The sequence below is a fragment of the Serratia sp. 22264 genome, from assembly GCF_052045345.1.
Classification (GTDB): Bacteria; Pseudomonadota; Gammaproteobacteria; order Enterobacterales; family Enterobacteriaceae; genus Serratia; species Serratia plymuthica.
On record NZ_JBQEOY010000001.1, the window covers coordinates 1593151 to 1611875 of the forward strand.

General features: G+C 56.1%; 17 protein-coding genes and 1 pseudogene. 9 read left to right on the forward strand and 9 right to left on the reverse strand.

Annotated elements, in window-relative coordinates; all coding sequences use genetic code 11:
- Positions 1-129 precede the first annotated feature (129 nt).
- Positions 130-1320 (forward strand): CMD domain-containing protein, encoded by a 1191-nt coding sequence (locus ACTJJ1_RS07335; RefSeq protein ID WP_004945150.1) that lies wholly within the window; start codon positions 130-132, stop codon positions 1318-1320.
- Here ACTJJ1_RS07335 and ACTJJ1_RS07340 read toward each other — a convergent pair whose 3' ends face one another.
- Entirely contained in the window at positions 1321-2217 is an 897-nt protein-coding gene (locus ACTJJ1_RS07340; protein WP_006325669.1) for a LysR family transcriptional regulator, read from the reverse strand.
- A gap of 72 nt (positions 2218-2289) precedes the next feature.
- Positions 2290-3459, reverse strand: coding sequence for a serine-type D-Ala-D-Ala carboxypeptidase DacD (gene dacD, locus ACTJJ1_RS07345; RefSeq protein ID WP_440832990.1), 1170 nt, complete (start codon positions 3457-3459; stop codon positions 2290-2292).
- Positions 3460-3735: 276 nt separating this feature from the next.
- Here dacD and ACTJJ1_RS07350 point away from each other — a divergent pair, with 276 nt between their 5' ends.
- The 3 genes from ACTJJ1_RS07350 to ACTJJ1_RS07360 all read left to right on the forward strand — a co-directional run bounded on the left by ACTJJ1_RS07350 (position 3736) and on the right by ACTJJ1_RS07360 (position 10554).
- Positions 3736-6042 carry an FdhF/YdeP family oxidoreductase gene (locus ACTJJ1_RS07350; RefSeq protein WP_004945158.1) on the forward strand — a complete coding sequence of 769 codons (2307 nt, stop codon included), beginning with the start codon at positions 3736-3738 and terminating at the stop codon, positions 6040-6042.
- Positions 6043-6251: 209 nt separating this feature from the next.
- Positions 6252-8186, forward strand: coding sequence for an exoribonuclease II (locus tag ACTJJ1_RS07355; RefSeq protein WP_004945160.1), 1935 nt, complete (start codon positions 6252-6254; stop codon positions 8184-8186).
- Positions 8187-8493: 307 nt separating this feature from the next.
- Positions 8494-10554: a carbon starvation CstA family protein gene (locus ACTJJ1_RS07360; protein WP_037433004.1), complete on the forward strand. Its 2061-nt coding sequence runs from the start codon at positions 8494-8496 to the stop codon at positions 10552-10554.
- On the opposite strand, the gene fsa is transcribed toward ACTJJ1_RS07360, so the two are convergent.
- Positions 10547-11212, reverse strand: a complete 666-nt coding sequence (gene fsa / locus ACTJJ1_RS07365; protein ID WP_440832993.1) for a fructose-6-phosphate aldolase — start codon at positions 11210-11212, stop codon at positions 10547-10549. The genes ACTJJ1_RS07360 and fsa overlap by 8 nt on opposite strands.
- A 209-nt stretch (positions 11213-11421) precedes the next feature.
- Between fsa and ACTJJ1_RS07370 the strand changes: the two are divergent.
- Together ACTJJ1_RS07370 and ACTJJ1_RS07375 are read left to right on the forward strand one after the other, a co-directional pair.
- Positions 11422-11508 (forward strand): annotated as a pseudogene (locus ACTJJ1_RS07370) (hypothetical protein); the annotation flags it as partial.
- A 48-nt stretch (positions 11509-11556) separates the two neighbouring features.
- Entirely contained in the window at positions 11557-12303 is a 747-nt protein-coding gene (locus ACTJJ1_RS07375) for a DeoR/GlpR family DNA-binding transcription regulator (protein ID WP_006325686.1), read from the forward strand.
- A gap of 41 nt (positions 12304-12344) precedes the next feature.
- On the opposite strand, the gene araD is transcribed toward ACTJJ1_RS07375, so the two are convergent.
- On the reverse strand, positions 12345-13040 hold the full coding sequence (gene araD / locus ACTJJ1_RS07380; protein WP_062791824.1) for an L-ribulose-5-phosphate 4-epimerase: 696 nt from the start codon (positions 13038-13040) through the stop codon (positions 12345-12347).
- A 370-nt stretch (positions 13041-13410) separates the two neighbouring features.
- Between araD and osmB the strand changes: the two genes are divergently transcribed.
- Positions 13411-13629: an osmotically-inducible lipoprotein OsmB gene (osmB, locus tag ACTJJ1_RS07385; RefSeq protein WP_004945176.1), complete on the forward strand. Its 219-nt coding sequence runs from the start codon at positions 13411-13413 to the stop codon at positions 13627-13629.
- 203 nt (positions 13630-13832) lie between these two features.
- Here osmB and yciH read toward each other — a convergent pair whose 3' ends face one another.
- Positions 13833-14159, reverse strand: coding sequence for a stress response translation initiation inhibitor YciH (gene yciH / locus ACTJJ1_RS07390; RefSeq protein WP_004945179.1), 327 nt, complete (start codon positions 14157-14159; stop codon positions 13833-13835).
- Between the two features lie 11 nt (positions 14160-14170).
- The gene (gene pyrF / locus ACTJJ1_RS07395; protein WP_440832996.1) at positions 14171-14899 is read right to left on the reverse strand and encodes an orotidine-5'-phosphate decarboxylase; all 729 of its coding nucleotides are present in this window, start codon (positions 14897-14899) and stop codon (positions 14171-14173) included.
- A gap of 328 nt (positions 14900-15227) precedes the next feature.
- Between pyrF and bhsA the strand changes: the two genes are divergently transcribed.
- The gene (gene bhsA / locus ACTJJ1_RS07400; protein WP_004945185.1) at positions 15228-15488 is read left to right on the forward strand and encodes a multiple stress resistance protein BhsA; all 261 of its coding nucleotides are present in this window, start codon (positions 15228-15230) and stop codon (positions 15486-15488) included.
- Positions 15489-15655: 167 nt separating this feature from the next.
- Positions 15656-15952 carry an Arc family DNA-binding protein gene (locus tag ACTJJ1_RS07405; protein ID WP_004945188.1) on the forward strand — a complete coding sequence of 99 codons (297 nt, stop codon included), beginning with the start codon at positions 15656-15658 and terminating at the stop codon, positions 15950-15952.
- Positions 15953-15994: 42 nt separating this feature from the next.
- Here ACTJJ1_RS07405 and lapB read toward each other — a convergent pair whose 3' ends face one another.
- The 3 genes from lapB to pgpB all read right to left on the reverse strand — a co-directional run bounded on the left by lapB (position 15995) and on the right by pgpB (position 18587).
- Positions 15995-17164 carry a lipopolysaccharide assembly protein LapB gene (gene lapB, locus ACTJJ1_RS07410; RefSeq protein ID WP_004945190.1) on the reverse strand — a complete coding sequence of 390 codons (1170 nt, stop codon included), beginning with the start codon at positions 17162-17164 and terminating at the stop codon, positions 15995-15997.
- Positions 17165-17170: 6 nt separating this feature from the next.
- Positions 17171-17473, reverse strand: coding sequence for a LapA family protein (locus ACTJJ1_RS07415; RefSeq protein WP_006325701.1), 303 nt, complete (start codon positions 17471-17473; stop codon positions 17171-17173).
- A 343-nt stretch (positions 17474-17816) separates the two neighbouring features.
- Positions 17817-18587, reverse strand: coding sequence for a phosphatidylglycerophosphatase B (gene pgpB / locus ACTJJ1_RS07420; RefSeq protein ID WP_063201058.1), 771 nt, complete (start codon positions 18585-18587; stop codon positions 17817-17819).
- Positions 18588-18725: the final 138 nt, after the last annotated feature.

Below are 18725 nucleotides of genomic sequence, written 5' to 3' on the forward strand. Positions count from 1 at the left end.
TCACGCATTGTGTTGCGATGACCGCCGCTGATCCTGCCATTCCATGCCCGCTTCGGGTATGCACCTCTTGTCTTGCCGCCGCTGCCTGTCGCACCGGTGGCCGTTGCTCATGATTAAGGATTACCCCCTATGGAACTACTACGTCGACAACATAATGCCCAGTGGTATCACGAAACCCAAAGCAGCGTTCGCGGAGACCAGCCGCTTGAGCCGCAAGCGGCCACAGTCCGCGACAAATTCTTGCTGGGGCTGGGCGCATTTGCCGACGAAGCGTTGAACACCGCACTGACCGCGCGCGCCGGGGTATTTAATGCCTCGCACGCCAGCTATCACGTGCTGTTCCCGGATCATGTGACACTGACAAGAATGGTGACATTGTCACCTTACGATCGCCTTAGTACCGCACTGACCGTGGCTCAGGTGACCGGCGTTCAATCCCTTTGTAGCCATTACGCCGCTCGCCTCGCCCCGCTGCACAGCCCCGACGCCTCACGTGAAAGCAACATCCGCCTCGCCCAAATCACGCAATACGCCCGGCAACTCGCCAGCCAACCGACCCTGATTTGCAGCAAAGCGCTGCAACAGCTCAGCGATGTCGGATTAAGCCCGGCGGATATCGTGACCTTCTCGCAGATTATCGGTTTTGTCAGTTACCAGGCGCGCGTCGTCGCCGGCGTGGCGGCGCTGGCCGGGCGGCCAACGGGTGTGGTGCCCGGTTTCCCGAATATAGAGGATGCTGAAGGAGTGGAGTTCACCGACGAGGAACTGACGTGGCAATCGCGATTACCGCCGATAGCCCTGGAAGACGCTCGCGCTGAACAGCTCGACGTGCTCGACCAAAGCCACCCGGACGCTCGCAGCGAGCCTTATTATCTGCTGCTGGCCCACGATGCCCCCGCGCTGCGCGAACGCAATGGCGTCTTTAACAGCATCAACGCGGACGGTTACGGGTTGTCGGCGCGGTTGAAAGCGCTGGCGACGCTGGCCGTTTCGCGCATTAACGGCAGCCGCTATTGCGCATCGACCGTGGCCCAGGATATTCAGGACGCCGCATTGGCAGGCGCCATCTTCACCGACATTAACCGCGGGCTGGAAAGCAGCGATAATCCCGTAGTCCAGGCGGTGATCCGCGTTGCCGCAGACCTGACCCGCACGCCGGAAAAGTTCACCCCGCGCAGCGTACAGCCGCTGTTTAACAGCGGGCTGAATCAGGCTCAAGCCCTGGACGTGATCCTCACCGGTGCCCTCTACGCCTGGGAGAACCGTTTACGGCAGACCCTCGGCGATACACAGACGATCGGCGAGAGCCAACCGGCATAATTACTGCAACAGCCAACTGCTGGCGGCATCGAAAAAATGCTGGGCCAACGGCGACGCCCGTCCCGGCTCAGCTATCACCACTGCCGCATGCCGCGACATGGCGGGAATGGCGACTGGCCGCCGCTGCAAGTCCGGCGTCATGGCAGGCAGCAGGTTACCTTGCGGAAACAGGCCGCAGCCCAGGCCAACAAAAATGCCTTCCAGCAGTTGGAAAATAGACGTGGTTTCCATGCGCGCATGCAACGTCAACCCGGCTTCACGAAAGTTTTGATCGAGGTAACGACGGAAGTAACGTGTAGGTTCAGCCAGGCACAGCGGCAGCGCGGTGACCTCCGCCAAGGTCAAAGGTTTATCCCCCACCAAGTGCGGGAAGTGCTGCGGATGGAAGACCAGTTCGACGCCGGCGTCAGCCAAAGGCTGCGACTGAAAATGCAACTCTTTCAGCGTCGCCAACTCAAAGAAACCGATGCCGATATCCACGGTATGCGCCGTCAAGGCTTCCAGCAACTGATCGGCGCTCAACACCGCAACCCGATAGTCCAACTGCGGGAAACGCTCGCTGACCGCTTTAAGCATTTGCGCCAGTGAAATGCTGCACTGCGGCACGGCACCGATACGCAGGGTGCCGTTAAAGCCGTGCTTGAGCGATTCCACCTCCAGTTTCAACCCCTGATAAACCGATACAATTTCGCGCGCCCACGCCAACACACGCTCGCCTTCCGCGGTAAAACCTCCAAAGTTATTGCCGCGGTTGATCAACGAAACACCCAATTCTTTTTCCAGGTTTTTCAACCGCATGGATAACGTAGGCTGGCTAACGAAACTGGCTTCCGCCGCTCGGCCAAAGTGGCGCTCTCGTTCCAGATTGCACAGGTAAATCAGTTGTTTAATATCCATAAGACGGCTCGGGAAATAATGACAGTCCTTAGTATATCACTGCGGGGACTTTTGGGCGCTGTGCTCGATGGATCAGAGTTTCAGTTTCGCATAGTCCATCAGGCGCGAGAACATACCGCCGTTGTTTACTGGCTGCAGCGCCACCAACGGCAAAGTTTTCAACAGCTTGCCGTTATCGCTGATGCGGATCTCCCCAATCGGCTGCCCCTTTGCCAACGGGGCCTCAAGACGCGAAGGTTTTATCACATACTGGGCTTTCAACTTGTCCGCCTCGCGCTTTGGCAGGCTGAGGTATTGATCCTGTTCACTGCCCACCGGCACAAGGTGGCGATCGCCATACCACACTTTTTCCTGCCCCAGCGTTTGCCCGGCGCTAAACAGATGCACGGTGGCGAAATCTCGCAGACCCCAGGTCAGCAGTTTGCGGGCCTGATCTTCTCGCCCTTTTGCGCTTTTACCGCCCATCACGACGGCAATCAAACGCCGGTCCCCTTCGGTTGCGGAGGCAATAATGTTAAAGCCGGCCGATGCGGTATGACCCGTTTTCAGGCCGTCCACCCGCAGGTTTTTATCCCACAGCAGCCCGTTGCGGTTCTGTTGAGTGATCCCGTTCCAGGACAGCGATTTTTCGCTGTACATATGATATTCCGCCGGTTCGCTCATGATGATGGCGCGTGAAATCACCGCCAGATCGCCGGCCGTAGTGAACTGGCCCGGTGCGTCCAGCCCGTGGACGGTTTCAAAATGCGTATTTTGCAGGCCAAGCTGAGTGCTTTTTTCATTCATCAATTTGACGAATGCGGCCTGGCTACCCGCCACGTAGTCCGCCATCGCCACGCAGGCATCGTTGCCGGAGTCAATAATAATGCCGCGACTGAGATCGCGCACCGTGACCCTGTCACCGGGCTTCAGGAACATCAGCGAGGAGCCCTTGAACACCGGATTGCCCTGCGCCCAGGCGTCTTTGCCCACGGTCACCACGTCGTCCAGGCCAATTTTGTGCTGGTCGAGCGCATGATCAATCACCAATCCGGTCATCAGTTTGGTCAGGCTGGCCGGATTGCGTCGCTCGTCCGCATTGTTCTCCGCCAGTACCTGACCGGTGGTGTAATCCATCAATACGTAAGAAGCCGCGTCTATCGCCGGCGGAGTATTGAGAGGGAAACTGAGTGGCGCATCCGCCGCCTGTACCGCCAACGGCAGCAGAACTCCGGTCATCACAGACAATACTGAACGCTTCACTCACCCATCCTTAAATAAAATTCTAATATAATCCGCGGGATAGACTGCACTAAAGGCGCAGTCAGCGGAATCATTAGTCTTTTTCAGGGAATAACATAGTGAAACTATTTGTATGCCCAGCCGAGGAGCAAGACAGCGCGCGATAAATCCGCTCTATGCCGCGATTACCTAATTCTATTAGACGCCCATGCCGTACCTACCTAAACTTGCGACATAAATACCTAAAACGATTAAAAAATCGTTTACTTTTTAGCTACAACACATGCGAAAACAATCATGAAATTCAAACCGTCAATAAAGCCGTATACCGGCGCGGCAGGCGGCTGGGGTTCACTTGAAGCCACCACGCGCTACGTGCTCGACAGCAAACAGACGTTGAAAAACCTGCGCAATCTGATGCGCGTGAATAAGGTACGCGGCTTCGACTGCCCGGGCTGCGCCTGGGGCGACGACAATCACAGCACCTTCAGCTTCTGCGAAAACGGCGCCAAGGCGGTCAGTTGGGAAGCCACGCGCAATGCGGTTGAACCGGCATTTTTCGCCACCCACAGCGTCAGTACCCTGCAACAGCAAAGCGACTATTTCCTCGAGTATCAGGGCCGCATTACCCATCCGATGCGCTATAACGCAGAAACTGACCATTACCAGCCGATCAGTTGGCCGGACGCGCTGGCGCTGATCGCCCGCCACATCCAACAGATGGATAATCCGAACCAGATCGAACTTTATACCTCCGGCCGCGCCAGCAACGAAGCCTCTTATCTGTATCAGCTGTTCGGTCGCATGCTCGGTACCAGCAATTTCCCCGATTGTTCCAACATGTGCCATGAGGCCAGCGGCGTCGGATTGAAACAAAGCATCGGCGTGGGTAAAGGCACCATTCGCATGGATGACTTTGAAAAAGCCGACGCCATCTTTGTGTTTGGCCAAAATCCGGGCACCAACCATCCACGCATGCTGCACAGCCTGAAAAACGCCGCCGCTCGTGGCGCGCGCATCGTTAGCTTTAACACCCTGCGCGAACGCGGCCTGGAGCGCTTCGCCGATCCGCAAAACCCGATTCAGATGCTGACGCCAACATCGTCACCAATAAGTTCAGCTTATTTTCAGCCCAACCTCGGCGGGGATATGGCGGCGGTACGCGGCATGGTGAAAGCGCTGCTCGAGAGCCATCGCCGACGTTTGGCGGCCGGTGAGCCTGGCCTGTTCGATTTGGCGTTCATTGAGCAGCACAGCGTCGGCGTGGAGCGCTACCTGGCGCAGGTGGATGCCACCTCCTGGACTCACATCATCCAACAGTCCGGCCTCAGCGAAGCGCAACTGCGGCAGGCGGCGGCGATTTATCAGGGCGCCGAACGGGTGATTTGCACCTGGGCAATGGGCATCACTCAGCATAAGCATTCGGTGCCGACGGTGCGCGAGATAACCAACCTGCAACTGCTGTTCGGCCAGTTGGGCAAACCGGGCGCCGGCCTGTGCCCGGTGCGCGGCCACAGCAACGTACAGGGCAACCGAACCATGGGCATTGACGAGAAATCACCCAAGGCGCTGCTCGACAGTCTGGAAAAACATTTCAACTTCTCCCCAAGACGCGAGCCGGGCCATAACACGGTAGAGGCCATCGAAGCCATGCTGCGCGGTGAAGTGAAGGTGCTGTTGGCGTTGGGCGGCAATCTGGCGGCCGCCGCACCGGATACCGAACGCACCGCTCGCGCCCTGCGCTGCTGCGATCTGACGGTACATATCAGCACCAAGCTCAACCGCAGCCATCTGGTCACCGGTAAAGACGCGTTGATCCTGCCGACGCTGGGGCGTACCGAGCAGGATCTGCAGGCCAGTGGCCCGCAGTACATCACGGTGGAGGATTCATTCAGCATGGTTCACGCCTCCGAAGGCGTCGGTAAACCGCTGGCGGATACCCAAAGGTCGGAAACCGCCATTGTCTGCGGCATCGCCGATGCGGTGCTGGGCAACAAGCCATTGGATTGGCTGGCGCTGGCAGATGACTATTCGTTGATCCGTGACCATATCGCTGCCACCGTTCCCGGCTTCGAGGATTTCAACCGTCGCTGCGATCAACCCGGCGGTTTCTATCTGGGCAATGCCGCCGCCGAATTGCGTTTCGCCACGCCTAGCGGTAAAGCGGAATTCAGCGCAGCCTCGCTGCCAAAGAGCCTGCTCCCGGAGTTCGACGGCCAAAAAGCGCCGTTCACGCTGCAGACTCTGCGTTCCCACGATCAATACAACACCACCATCTACGGATTGGATGACCGCTATCGCGGCGTGTATGGCCAGCGTGAAGTGCTGTTTATCCACCCGGAAGACCTGGCGGCGTTGGGCATGCAAGACGGTGAGTTTGTGGAGATCGAAACCCTGTGGAATGACGGCGTCATTCGCAAGGTGAGCGGTTTCAAACTGGTGAGCTACGATATTCCGCGCGGCAACCTGGCGGCCTACTATCCGGAAACCAACCCGCTGGTGCCACTGGCCAGCTTTGGCGACGGTACCGGCACGCCGACCTCCAAATCCATTCCGGTGACGATCCGCCGCTGCGCGGCGCAACCGACGCGGCGTATCGCCTGACCTGATGCGCCCGGTTTACGCCGGGCGCATGACGCTCTGCGGCCACCTTGCGCACGGCGATTTTCTTTCCCGCCTTTTGATCGCCGGATATTCAGTAAAATCGCGTGCCAACACAGGAAAACCGTGACGTTAGGCTTGCCCGCAGCGGGTGATTCGCGTAAAACTGTCTGCCGCAAATCTTGCCACTCACAACCCATTCACTGGACGATATGTTTCAAGATAACCCGCTGCTGGCGCAGCTTAAACAGCAACTTCACTCTCAGACCCCGCGCGTTGAAGGCGTAGTAAAAGGGACTGAGAAAGGCTTTGGCTTTCTTGAGGTCGACGGTCAAAAGAGCTATTTCATCCCACCGCCGTACATGAAGAAAGTCATGCATGGGGATCGCGTGATCGCCACCCTGCACACCGAGAAAGAACGCGAAATCGCCGAGCCGGAGACCCTGGTCGAGCCATTCCTGTCGCGCTTTGTCGGTCGCGTGCAGAAGCGTGATGACCGCCTGTCCATCGTGCCCGATCATCCGTTGCTGAAAGACGCGATTCAGTGTCGCCCGGTGCGTGAACTGACCCATAACTTCCAGGCCGGTGACTGGGCGGTAGCGGAAATGCGCCGCCACCCGTTGAAAGGCGATCGCGGCTTCAACGCCGATCTGACCCACTTCATCACCGAAGGCGAAGATCATCTGGCCCCTTGGTGGGTCACGCTGGCTCGCCATAATCTGGAAAAAGAAGCACCGGAGATGGTGGCCATCAGCGAGCCGGACGCCGCGCTGCCGCGTGAAGATCTGACCGCGCTGAATTTTGTCACCATTGACAGCGCCAGCACCGAGGATATGGACGACGCGTTGTTCGTTCAGGACAACGGCGACGGCTCGCTGCAACTGACCATCGCCATTGCCGATCCTACCGCTTACGTAGAGCAAGGCAGCCCGTTGGATGATATCGCCCGCAAGCGCGCCTTCACTAACTACCTGCCGGGCTTCAACATTCCGATGTTGCCGCGCGATCTGTCAGATAACCTGTGCTCGCTGCGCCCGAACGAACGCCGTCCGGTACTGGCTTGCCGCGTCACCATAGGTACCGATGGCGCGTTGGCTGACGACATTCGTTTCTTCGCCGCCGAGATCGAGTCGAAAGCCAAACTGGTTTATGACGAAGTCTCCGACTGGCTGGAAGGCATTGCCGGCTGGCAGCCGCCAAGCGACGAGATTGCACAGCAAATCACCCTGTTGAAACGCGTCTGCGATGCCCGTAACGCCTGGCGCCATCAGCATGCGCTGGTGTTCAAGGATCGCCCTGATTACCGCTTTGTTCTGGGCGAAAAAGGCGAAGTGCTGGATATCATCACCGAACAACGCCGCAGCGCCAACCGTATCGTTGAAGAGTGCATGATTGCCTCTAACGTGTGCGCCGCCATCGTTCTGCGCGATCGCCTGGGCTTCGGGATTTACAACGTGCATACCGGTTTCGATCCGGCGCTGGTTGAACAGGCGGTGACCGTGCTGCAAGCCAACGGTGTGGAAGCCGATGCCGAGAAACTGCTGACGCTGGACGGGTTCTGCGAACTGCGCCGTCATCTGGACTCGCAACCTACCCAGTTCCTCGACAGCCGTATCCGCCGTTCCCAGACTTATGCCGAGATCAGCACCACGCCAGGCCCGCATTTCGGCCTGGGGCTGGAAGCCTATGCCACCTGGACCTCACCGATCCGTAAATACGGCGATATGGTCAATCACCGTCTGCTGAAAGCCATCATCGCCGAACAGCCTGCCGAAAAACCGCAGGACGACGTGACGGTCCAATTGGCGGAACGCCGTCGTCTTAACCGCATGGCGGAGCGTGACGTCGGTGACTGGCTGTATGCGCGTTACCTGCAAGACAAAGCCGGCACCGATGAACGCTTCAATGCGGAAATCATCGACGTGACCCGAGGCGGTCTGCGCGTGCGCCTGCTGGACAATGGTGCGGTCGCCTTTATCCCTGCACCGTTTATTCACTCGGTGCGTGATGAAATGGTCTGCAGCCAGGATACCGGCACGGTGCAAGTGAAAGGCGAAGTCGTCTATCGCCAAAGCGATACTCTGCAGGTCAACATCGCCGAAGTGCGTATGGAAACCCGCAGCGTGATCGCCAAACCGGCGGCATAATCTTGCGCGAGTAGCCCAGCGTCATGTAAACACCGGCAGGGAAACCTCCGGTGTTTTTTTTCGTCGGTCGACAGGCCACGCCGGTGAAAAGATCCGGATGATGCGAGGCTTCGGTATCGCCCTCTTACGTCCCTTGCAGCTCTCCGCAACAGCGACATCACATTGTTTTTACGCTATTACTCAACCAGCATCACATTTCTCATCCGACCTGCTACTTTTCGCGCGCAAAACTCCTATTTTTAATCTGTATTCATTCTCCATAAGAACATCTCTTTCTTTATCTCTGCACACCAAGGAGTTGTTGATCATGAAAAACGTCAAGTCCGGGATTATCTGGCTGGTGGTGGCGTTAGTCGGTGCATTTGCCTTCGCCATGCTGGCGCTCAGCCGCGGAGAGCATGTTAACGCGGTCTGGCTGGTGGTGGCTGCCGTCGCCTGTTACAGCATCGCTTACCGTTTCTATAGCCTGTTCATCGCCAAGAAAGTGTTTGAGCTTGACGACCGCCGCATGACGCCGGCGGAACGTCGTAACGATGGCCTGGACTATGTCCCGACCAACAAGTGGGTGCTGTTTGGTCACCACTTTGCCGCCATCGCCGGCGCCGGGCCACTGGTTGGACCGATTCTGGCCGCGCAGATGGGTTTTTTACCGGGCACCATCTGGATCCTGGTCGGCGTAATGCTGGCCGGTGCGGTGCAAGACTTCCTGATCCTGTTCATCTCTACCCGCCGCGACGGCCGCTCGCTGGGTGAAATGGCCAAACAGGAACTCGGTGCCTTCGCTGGGGTGATCACCATGCTTGGTGCTCTGGGCGTAATGATCATCATTTTGTCTGCGCTGGCTCTGGTGGTGGTAAAGGCGCTGGCCGACAGCCCCTGGGGGCTGTTCACCATCGCCGCCACCATTCCTATCGCGCTGTTTATGGGCGTGTACATGCGTTTTATCCGGCCGGGGAAAATCGCCGAAATCTCGGTGGTCGGCTTCGTGCTGATGCTGCTGGCGATCATTTACGGCGGCAATGTGGCGCAGCACCCTTACTGGGGCCCCTTCTTTACGCTGCATGGCACCACGCTGACCTGGGTGCTGGTGATCTACGGTTTCGTCGCTTCGGTGCTGCCGGTATGGCTGTTGTTGGCGCCCCGTGACTACCTTTCCACCTTTATGAAGATTGGCGTCATTATCGGGCTGGCGATAGGCATCGTCTTTGCCATGCCGGAAATGAAAATGCCCGCGGTATCGCGGTTTATCGACGGCAGTGGCCCGGTATTCGCCGGTTCACTGTTCCCGTTCCTGTTTATCACCATCGCCTGCGGCTCGATTTCCGGCTTCCATGCGCTGGTATCCAGCGGCACCACGCCGAAACTGGTGGAACGTGAAAGCCACATCCGTTTTATCGGCTATGGTGCCATGCTGATGGAGTCCTTCGTGGCCATCATGGCGCTGATTTGCGCTTCGGTGATCGACCCCGGCGTTTACTTCGCCATGAACTCTCCGGCGGCGCTGATTGGCACTACGGTGGAAAATGCTTCGCAGGTCATCAACAGTTGGGGCTTTATCATCACGCCGGAAACCCTGACGATGATCGCCAAAGACGTGGGTGAGCATTCGATCCTGTCGCGCGCCGGTGGCGCACCGACTTTTGCTGTGGGGATGGCGCACATCATCACCGAAGTGTTTAACAGCCGCGCGATGATGGCGTTCTGGTATCACTTCGCCATTCTGTTTGAGGCGCTGTTCATTTTGACCGCCGTCGATGCCGGCACCCGCGCCTGCCGTTTTATGGTGCAGGATCTGGTTGGCGTGGCGATCCCTCGACTGGCCAACAACCGCTCATGGTTCGGTAATCTGGCAGGGACGACGGTGGCCGTCGCCGGTTGGGGTTTCTTTGTTTATCAAGGCGTGGTCGATCCGCTCGGCGGCATCAACACCCTGTGGCCCCTGTTCGGCATAGGCAACCAGATGCTGGCCTCAATGGCGCTGATACTCGGTACCGTGGTGCTGTTTAAAATGAAAAAACAGCGCTACGCCTGGGTGACCATTCTGCCAACCGTCTGGTTGTTCATTACCTCGATGACCGCCGGCTGGCAAAAAATCTTCCACGAGAAACCCAGCATCGGCTTCCTGGCGCAGGCGAAGAAATTCTCCACCGGCATTGAGCAAGGCACACTGATTGCCCCGGCCAAATCGCTGAAAGATATGGAAACCATTGTCTTCAGCAACCAGATTAACGCGGCTTTGTGTGCGTTCTTTATGCTGGTGGCGGTAACCATGCTGGTTTCTGCGTTCTTTGTGATCCGCCGGGCGCTGAACGCCAACCAACCTACGGCAAATGAGTCGCCAGTCGTCTTGCGTGAAGAAACTAGTTAAGCAGGTTGGTGCCGAATGCCCCCTGCCAATCCTGCTCGAACCGTTCGACCGCCGCCTGTACCGCCGGAGCGGCAAGGAACTGTTCGGCCACATCGACAGGCAAGGTAATGGCCTGGCAACCCGCCAGCAGGCACGCCAGTGCCTGCCGCGGGGTCTTGAAACTGGCGGCCAGCACCCGGGAGCCCGGTGCATGCAACGTCAGCAATTGCTGCAGTTCATGCACCATTTCGATGCCGTCACCGCCCTGCGCGTCCAGTCGGTTAACGTAGGGGGCTACGTATTCCGCGCCGGCCAGAGCCGCCAACAACCCCTGGCCGGCACCGTAGACTGCGGTGCCCAGCGTTGGAATCGACATAGATTTCAGTTTTTTAATCGCCGCCAACCCCTCTGCGGTCGCCGGGATCTTGACCACCAACCCAGGCACTCGCTGATGAAGCAGCGCCGCCTCAGCCACCATGCGCTCGGCGTCGTTGGCCATCACTTGGGCAAACAGCTTGCCGGTCCCGCCCAGAGCATCACGCAGCGCCGGCAGCACCTCCCAAATGGGTTTCCCCTCTTTGGCGACAATGCTCGGATTGGTAGTGACGCCGTGCAGCGGCAGAATGCGTGCCAGGCGTTTTACAGCATTCACATCAGCGGTATCGAGATAAAGCTCCATTACGAACTCCTGAATCTTCTGTGGGTGAATTCAAACTCTCATCATAGTAGGACAAAAGAACTTATGATTTTTGATCGCAATCAAATCAATTTTCATTCAAAACCCCTTTAATATGAAAAATGGAGTAATTGAATGACGGGTCACTTGCGTTCCCCACTCTGCAACGCTATTCAATCCCTGCCGACCGAGCATTCGCAGCGTAGTCTGCTCGCATCGCTGGATATTCCGCTTTCTTTACCGCATCATCTTCTGACGCGCAGGATGGTATTATTGCGCGAACAGAACATACTATTTAAACAATAAATATTAGCGGCCGCACATTGGTAGCCGCACATCAGGTCGATATGAATTCAAGACAACAAACAATTCTGCAGTTGGTGAACGAACGCCGAAGGATCAGCGTCAGCGATCTGTCGCGCACCACCGGTGTTTCAGAGGTCACTATCCGTCAGGATTTGAACCTTCTGGAGAAGCGCAGCTATCTGAAACGGGTGCATGGCTCTGCGCTGGCGCTGGAAAGCGACGACGTCGATGCCCGCATGATGTCCAATTTTTCTCTCAAGCAGAAGCTGGCGCGATTTGCCGCTGCGCAGGTTAACGACGGCGAAACCATCTTTATAGAAAGTGGCAGCACCAACGCCCTGTTGGCGCGCTATATCGCCGAGCGCAAAACCATCACGCTGATCACCGTCAGCCACTATATCGCCAACCTGCTCAAAGAGAGCGATTGCGAGGTGATAGTGCTGGGCGGCATGTATCAGAAAAAGAGCGAGACCGTGGTCGGGCCGCTGACGCGCATGTGCATTCAGCAAGTGCATTTCAGCAAGGCGTTCATCGGCATTGACGGTTACCATGCGGAAACCGGCTTTACCGGCCGCGATATGATGCGCGCCGACGTAGTCAACGCCGTGCTGGCGAAGGGCGTGGAAAATATCGTGCTGACAGACTCGTCTAAATTTGGTCAGATCCAGCCCAATCCTTTGGCATTGCATGGCAAGGTTGATCGGGTGATCACCGATTCACGCCTGGAATTGGAGTATCAACATCAGTTGAAACGCCAGGGAATACGGCTGGACAAGGTCGGCGATTAATCGCCTCGAGGAACGGCGGGCATGGCTTGCCCGCCTGATGATCACTGCCCGTAATAAGCGTTTTTACCGTGCTTGCGCAGGTAGTGCTTATCCAGCAGCGTTTGCTGCATGTTCGCCAGCCCTGGCGTCAACTGGCGTGAAAAAATCCCCATATAGGCAATCTCCTCCAGCACGACGGCATTGTGCACCGCGTTCTCCGCGTCTTTGCCCCAGGTAAACGGCCCGTGCGAATGTACCAGTACCGCCGGCATGCTGGCCGGCTCCAATCGCCTTTCGCGGAAGGTTTCGACGATCACCCTGCCGGTCTCCCATTCATAACGCCCGGCGATTTCCTCATCCCGCATTGTTCGCGTACAAGGAATGTCACCGTAGAAGTAATCGGCATGCGTCGTGCCCCAGGCGGGAATATCCTGGCCGGCCTGCGCCCAGATGGTGGCATGTCGCGAATGGGTGTGCACGATGCCGCCGACCGCGTCGAACTCGAGATACAATGCCCGGTGGGTATCACTGTCTGAAGAGGGTTTTTTATTGCCCTCCACCACCTTGCCGCTTTCGAGTTCCACCACAACCATGTCATCGCGGGTCATCACCCCATACTCCACCCCCGAAGGTTTGATCACCATCAGCCCTGCCTGGCGGTCAACGGCACTGACGTTGCCCCAGGTGAAGGTCACCAGGTGATGGCGTGGCAATGCCAGATTAGCGTCCAATACCTGCTGTTTGAGATCGTTGAGCATTTGTCTTTCCCGGTTAAGCCTGTCTGCGAATATTGTCGGTAGGCCGGTGACGGGGCGGTATGGCATAAATCGCTAAAGACCGCGTAGGCTTCTGCTGGATACGGAGTTCTGTGGGGTTAGCGGCGAATCGCTCATATCAACGAAGGAGAGATATCTGGAATTTCGGACTATTTACCTGTTTATTGACCAACGGAAGCTTATAGTGAATTTGGGCAGAGAGACCGCTTTCAACTTTTTATTGTTCTGCCTTTAACAAATAATGCCATTTTTTATATCGATACTGTATGGGAGCCGATAGCAGGCCGAATTTATGGTTCACGCCTATACTTAAAGGGCACTTCCATATAGCCAATGCTAAGGAGAAGTCATTATGATGATTATCAATAAACGTTTCGCCACCGCCGCTCTGGCACTGACTCTGGCGTTTTCACTCAGCGCTTGTTCCAACATGTCCAAACGCGACCGTAACACCGCAATTGGTGCCGGCGCAGGGGCCGTAGGCGGCGCAGTGCTGACCGATGGCAGCGCATTGGGTACGCTTGGTGGGGCCGCCGTTGGGGGTATCATTGGTCATCAGGTAGGTAAATAACCTGCCCGGCCACTTCATATACCTCTGCCGACAGGCTGGCAAAAGCGTTCTCGCTTTGACGTATTAAGCATAATAAAGATTATTTCAGGTCTGTTTTACCTTCAAGCCATGGCATTTTCGCCATCGACGGGCTCCGGTCCGACAGCTCGACCTAAGCCATGCCGCAGCTATTGCACCGCGGCATGGCACTCCGCCAGCGGCAGTTAACCGCCCGCCAGCTTGACCTTCATTCCTTTGGCTTCCAGCAACTGCTTAAGCAGATCGCGCTTATCGCCCTGGATCTCGATCACCGCGTCTTTGACCGAACCGCCACAGCCACATTTCTTCTTCAGCTCTGCCGCCAACTTTTCCAGCGCCGCATCGTCCAAATCAATTCCGGTGATCAGGCAAACGCCTTTCCCCTTACGGCCGCTGGTCTGGCGCTGAATGCGCACGATGCCGTCACCCTTGGTTCGCTGCGGTTTGGCCTCTTCTTGCTTGATACGCCCGCTGTCGGTGGAGTAAACCAGCCGGCTATTGTCGTCATTCATCGCGAGCCCCCTCAGGCCAGGGAAGCGCGAATAGCGCTCAGCGTAGCGGCAGGATCGGCGGATTGGGTGATCGGACGCCCAATCACCATATAATCTACCCCGGCGGCCTGCGCCTGCACCGGCGTCATAATACGGCGCTGATCGCCGGCTGCACTGCCCTCTGGACGAATGCCTGGCGTGACCAGTTGGAACTGACGCCCGCAGACCGCTTTCAGCCGTTCAGCTTCATGCGCCGAACAGACAACGCCGTCCAGCCCGCACTCACGAGTCAAACGCGCCAGCCGCTCAGCCTGCTCAGCCGGGGAAATGTCGATGCCGATAGCTTGCAGATCCTCCGCCTCCATACTGGTAAGAACGGTAACGGCGATCAACAGTGGCGCCTCTGCGCCATAAGGCAGCAACGCTTCTTTAGCCGCGGTCATCATACGTGCGCCGCCGCTGGCATGGACGTTAACCATCCATACGCCCAGTTCGGCCGCGGCCGCTACCGCATGGGCCGTGGTATTGGGGATATCGTGGAATTTTAAATCCAGGAATACGTCGAAGCCACGATCGTGCAAATCACGCACCAATTGCGGCCCAAACAGGGTGAACATTTCTTTGCCCACTTTTAACCGGCAGTCCTGTGGATTAATGCGATCGACAAACGCCAATGCGGCGCCAATATCTGCGTAATCCAACGCAACGATGATTGGAGATGATTTTAAGTCATTGTTATTGATGTTATTTTTAGACTTCATTTCTTCTACCTTCTTTAAAATGGACATAACCAGGTAACAACCCACCAAACTGACCGCCGCATTCTACATGCCGCCCGGCAGAAATCCCAGCCGCAGCGCACCTTGCCGTTAAGTAATGTTAATCCATCGTTCGTCATCAAGCGTCAATAAAGCCTCAAAACCAATAGCGCAGGCTGCGTAAAGCGCCGTAAAGATGCGTAAATTATCAATCAGATATTTTGAATAAGATACTCAGCATTATCAGATTTTAAATCCTCATGGATGCTTTATTATTCAACTCATCGGAAGCGAACTGCTTCCAACCTAAAAAAACTGACTGGAGTCACCCATGAAAACCATCAAATATTTTGCAACTGCTGCCGCCATCGCCCTGACCTCTTTCGCTACCTTCGCCGCTGAGCCGGTTAATTTGCAGCAGGCTAACGACCTGGCCCCTGCCGGCGTAGTCTCCGCAGGCCACGCGACGACCCTGAGCGGTCTGGAAGCCAAACTGGCGGCGAAAGCAGAAGCCCAGGGCGCCAGCAGCTACCGTATTATCTCCGCCGGTGGTAACAACTTGCTGAGCGGTACTGCCATCATTTACAAGTAATTCTCTTCGCTATAGGGCCCGGCACGCCGGGCTCTGCCTATTTCCCCGCCATTACGTTCATTATTCCCGCGCACAATGTTACATAAATATTAAATTTTTATTACACCCTAGACTCTTACTCATTACTGGCTTAGCTTGAAGGTATCTTCCCGCAGAAAGGCTTCAAAATGAGCGAGATATCTACACTAACCATCAAAATCCCTCTGGAACTCAAAGAGAAAATTCGTGCTATTGCCGCTGATAACCAACTCTCTCTGAGTGCTGAGGTGTGTCAACGCCTTGAAAGCAGCTTCGAAGCGCCGGTTAAAGCGGAAAAAACCGCTAAAAAATCGGATGAGCTGCACCACGGCGAAATCGATAATCAGGGGATTGAAGAAGAAATCGAACAGCCTCTGAATCAAAAAGAATTGAAAAAGCTGCGTCAGTTGCTGAAAGGCGGCGTGAAAGCAGGCAAGAAAAAGTAATTCCGTCTACTACGAAAAACGGGGCGATCATCGCCCCGTTTTTTATTGTCCATCCAGCCCTCGAATCGGCTTAACCGATGCCCAGGCCCGGCATGACGGGCAATGCCAATAAAGTGAATGCGCGGTAAAACCGCATTTATGGCAACGATAGCGCGGCTTGGTGCGGATTTGCTCACCCACCATGTCCCGCAGCAGCAGCAGGCTCTCTTTTGCGCGCCCATCTTCGGCGTCCGCCAGGTGGTAATCCATCAGGCGATAAAACACGCGCATGGTAGGATGACGCTGTAACTGACGGTTGATATACACCTGAACTACGTCGCGCCCTTCATGCTGCTCGATGATCTCCGCCAGCATCAGTTCGGCGGTCGCGCCCGTATTTTCCTCAACGCAACGTTTGAGGAACTCCGCCCAATCCTGCTGGTTTTCCAAATGCTGATAACATTCATGCAGCATAGGCAGCGTTTCGCTTACCAGCTCTTTATCCTGATTCAGCACCCGCTGCAGAGACTCGACCGCTTTGGCGTATTCAGCCTGCGCCATGTAGATGCGGCCGACCATAATCGACACACGGGCGCACTGTTTATCCGCCGAGGCCGCACGTTTCAGCAGGCTCATCGCCTTATCGAGATCGTCACTGCCCATTGCCTGGAGCGCCAGCTCACAGTAGAAATGCGCGATCTCGATACGTTGTTTGTCTTTACCCAGCTTGACCAGTTTTTCCGCCACGTCGATCGCTTTCAGCCAGTCGCTGGTTGCCTGGTGGATCACCAGTAATTGCTGCAGCGCCGAGATACGGAAATCCTCTTCGCCGACCAACTGGCCGAACATGTCTTCCGCGCGATCGTACATGCCGGCGGCCATATAGTCGCGGCCCAGCTGTTGTACCGCCAGCAGGCGTTGTTCGAAAGTGAGAGAAGCGCTTTCCATCAGCGCCTGATGGATGCGTATTGCGCGGTCGACCTCGCCACGCGAGCGGAACAGGTTACCCAGCGTCAGGTGGGCCTCAACGGTGGTACTGTCCTCTTTCAACATATCTAGGAACAGATCGACCGCTTTATCCTGCTGATTGGAAAGCAGGAAGTTAACCCCGGCCACGTACTCACGCGACAGGCGGTTGGCTTCCTGTTGTTTATCCTGTTGAGCACTTCTGCGCCCCATGTACCAACCGTACGCGGCAGCCACGGGCAGCAACAGAAACAACAGCTCTAACATAGAAGATTATTCCTTGCTGACAACGGACTGAGCTGCCGGCTCAGCAGGTTGTTCAAGCTGCAGTTCCAGCCTCTTGACTTTGCGTTCGGCTCGCCCCAGCGCAATGCGGGTACGCAGATAAAACAGGCCGCAAATGACCCAGCCGAGAACAAAACCGGCGCCAAACAACGCAGCCAACAGGGTCGATATACGATAATCACCCTGCGCAACCAGGTAATTAAAACTCACAACCTGATCGTTATGCGCGCCCAACGTGACAGAAATCACGAAAACCACCAGAACCAACAAAAAAATCAGCAAATATTTCACATTCTTTCCCGCGATGCCGAGTTAATCGGATGAATTATACCCGATGTATTTCAAGTTGCCGCCTGGCGGCGACTTGAAAGACGAAAGGTATATGCCAATACGTGGCGTCCCTCCCATTAAGTTAGCATTTCCCATCGTGCCAGGGAAACCCTGCTGCACGATAAAACCAGATATCTGCCGGCATATTCGGCAGTAAATGGCGCTCCCGGGGAAATTAATGAGAAAGCTTCTCAAAATAATGAATTTATAAAGATATGGGGGCAATCATAGCAATTGCAATGATTGGCGAATGTAAGAGATTAATACGGCGCCTTCTCGGCGCCGCGTTAAGTGACAATGTCACCTAATGTTTCCTTCCGGACGTTCTTTCCACCACTTCCTGTTGCTCCTGAGGAGGCAGCGTCAGCGGGCCAAACCAGCGCTGCGCCAGCCAGCAGGCAATCGTCACCAGCAGCCAACTGATCAATGTCGCCATAGCCAGGTCGCGCGGCCAGTGCATGCCCAGCAGCAAACGGCTGCCCATCACGCCGCTCGCCCACAGCATCAGCAATGCGACGGTTTTGTAATGACGGCGCGGCCACAACAGCCCCACTCCCAGCAATGCCCAGGTGGCGGCGAACAGGGTATGCCCTGAAGGAAAGGCAAAGCCGGTTTCAAACTGCCAGTGCTTGCGCAGCCAGACGGGCACCAGCGGCTGATCATGCAACTGTTCCGCCACCAGCGCGCTGCGCTCTTTGCGAGGCAGCGAGTAAAAGTATTTTTCATCCACGCCGTGATTTTGCTCCAGCCAGACGACAAAAGGCCGCGGCTCCTGTACACGATCCTTGATCATTGATTTAACGCCCTGGCCGATCAATACCGCGGCAGAGAGTAAAATGACCAGACCTATGGCTGCCTTGAGGCGAAAGCGCAGACACCAAAGAAACCAGGCGGAGAGAATGATGCTGGTGATGATTCCCCACGGCGAGGTCACGGTTTCGGTGATCCAATAAAGACCTTTCAGCAAGGGGTCGTTACCGCCCGGCTGCCATTGCCAGCCTGATAACCACACGGCCAGCGGCATCAGCAACAACACTATCGCCCCCGCTGCCGTACGTTTTGCTATCTCAAACATTCCAGGTTTCCTTTGTTTAAGCCAAAGGTCAGTGTAACAATCTTGCAATATCGATAACACTCGAAAAATTAAACAGATAACAAACCTGTCGCAATAATAATGAGCTGAAAACGCCGGATGCTGGTTTGCTGAGCACCT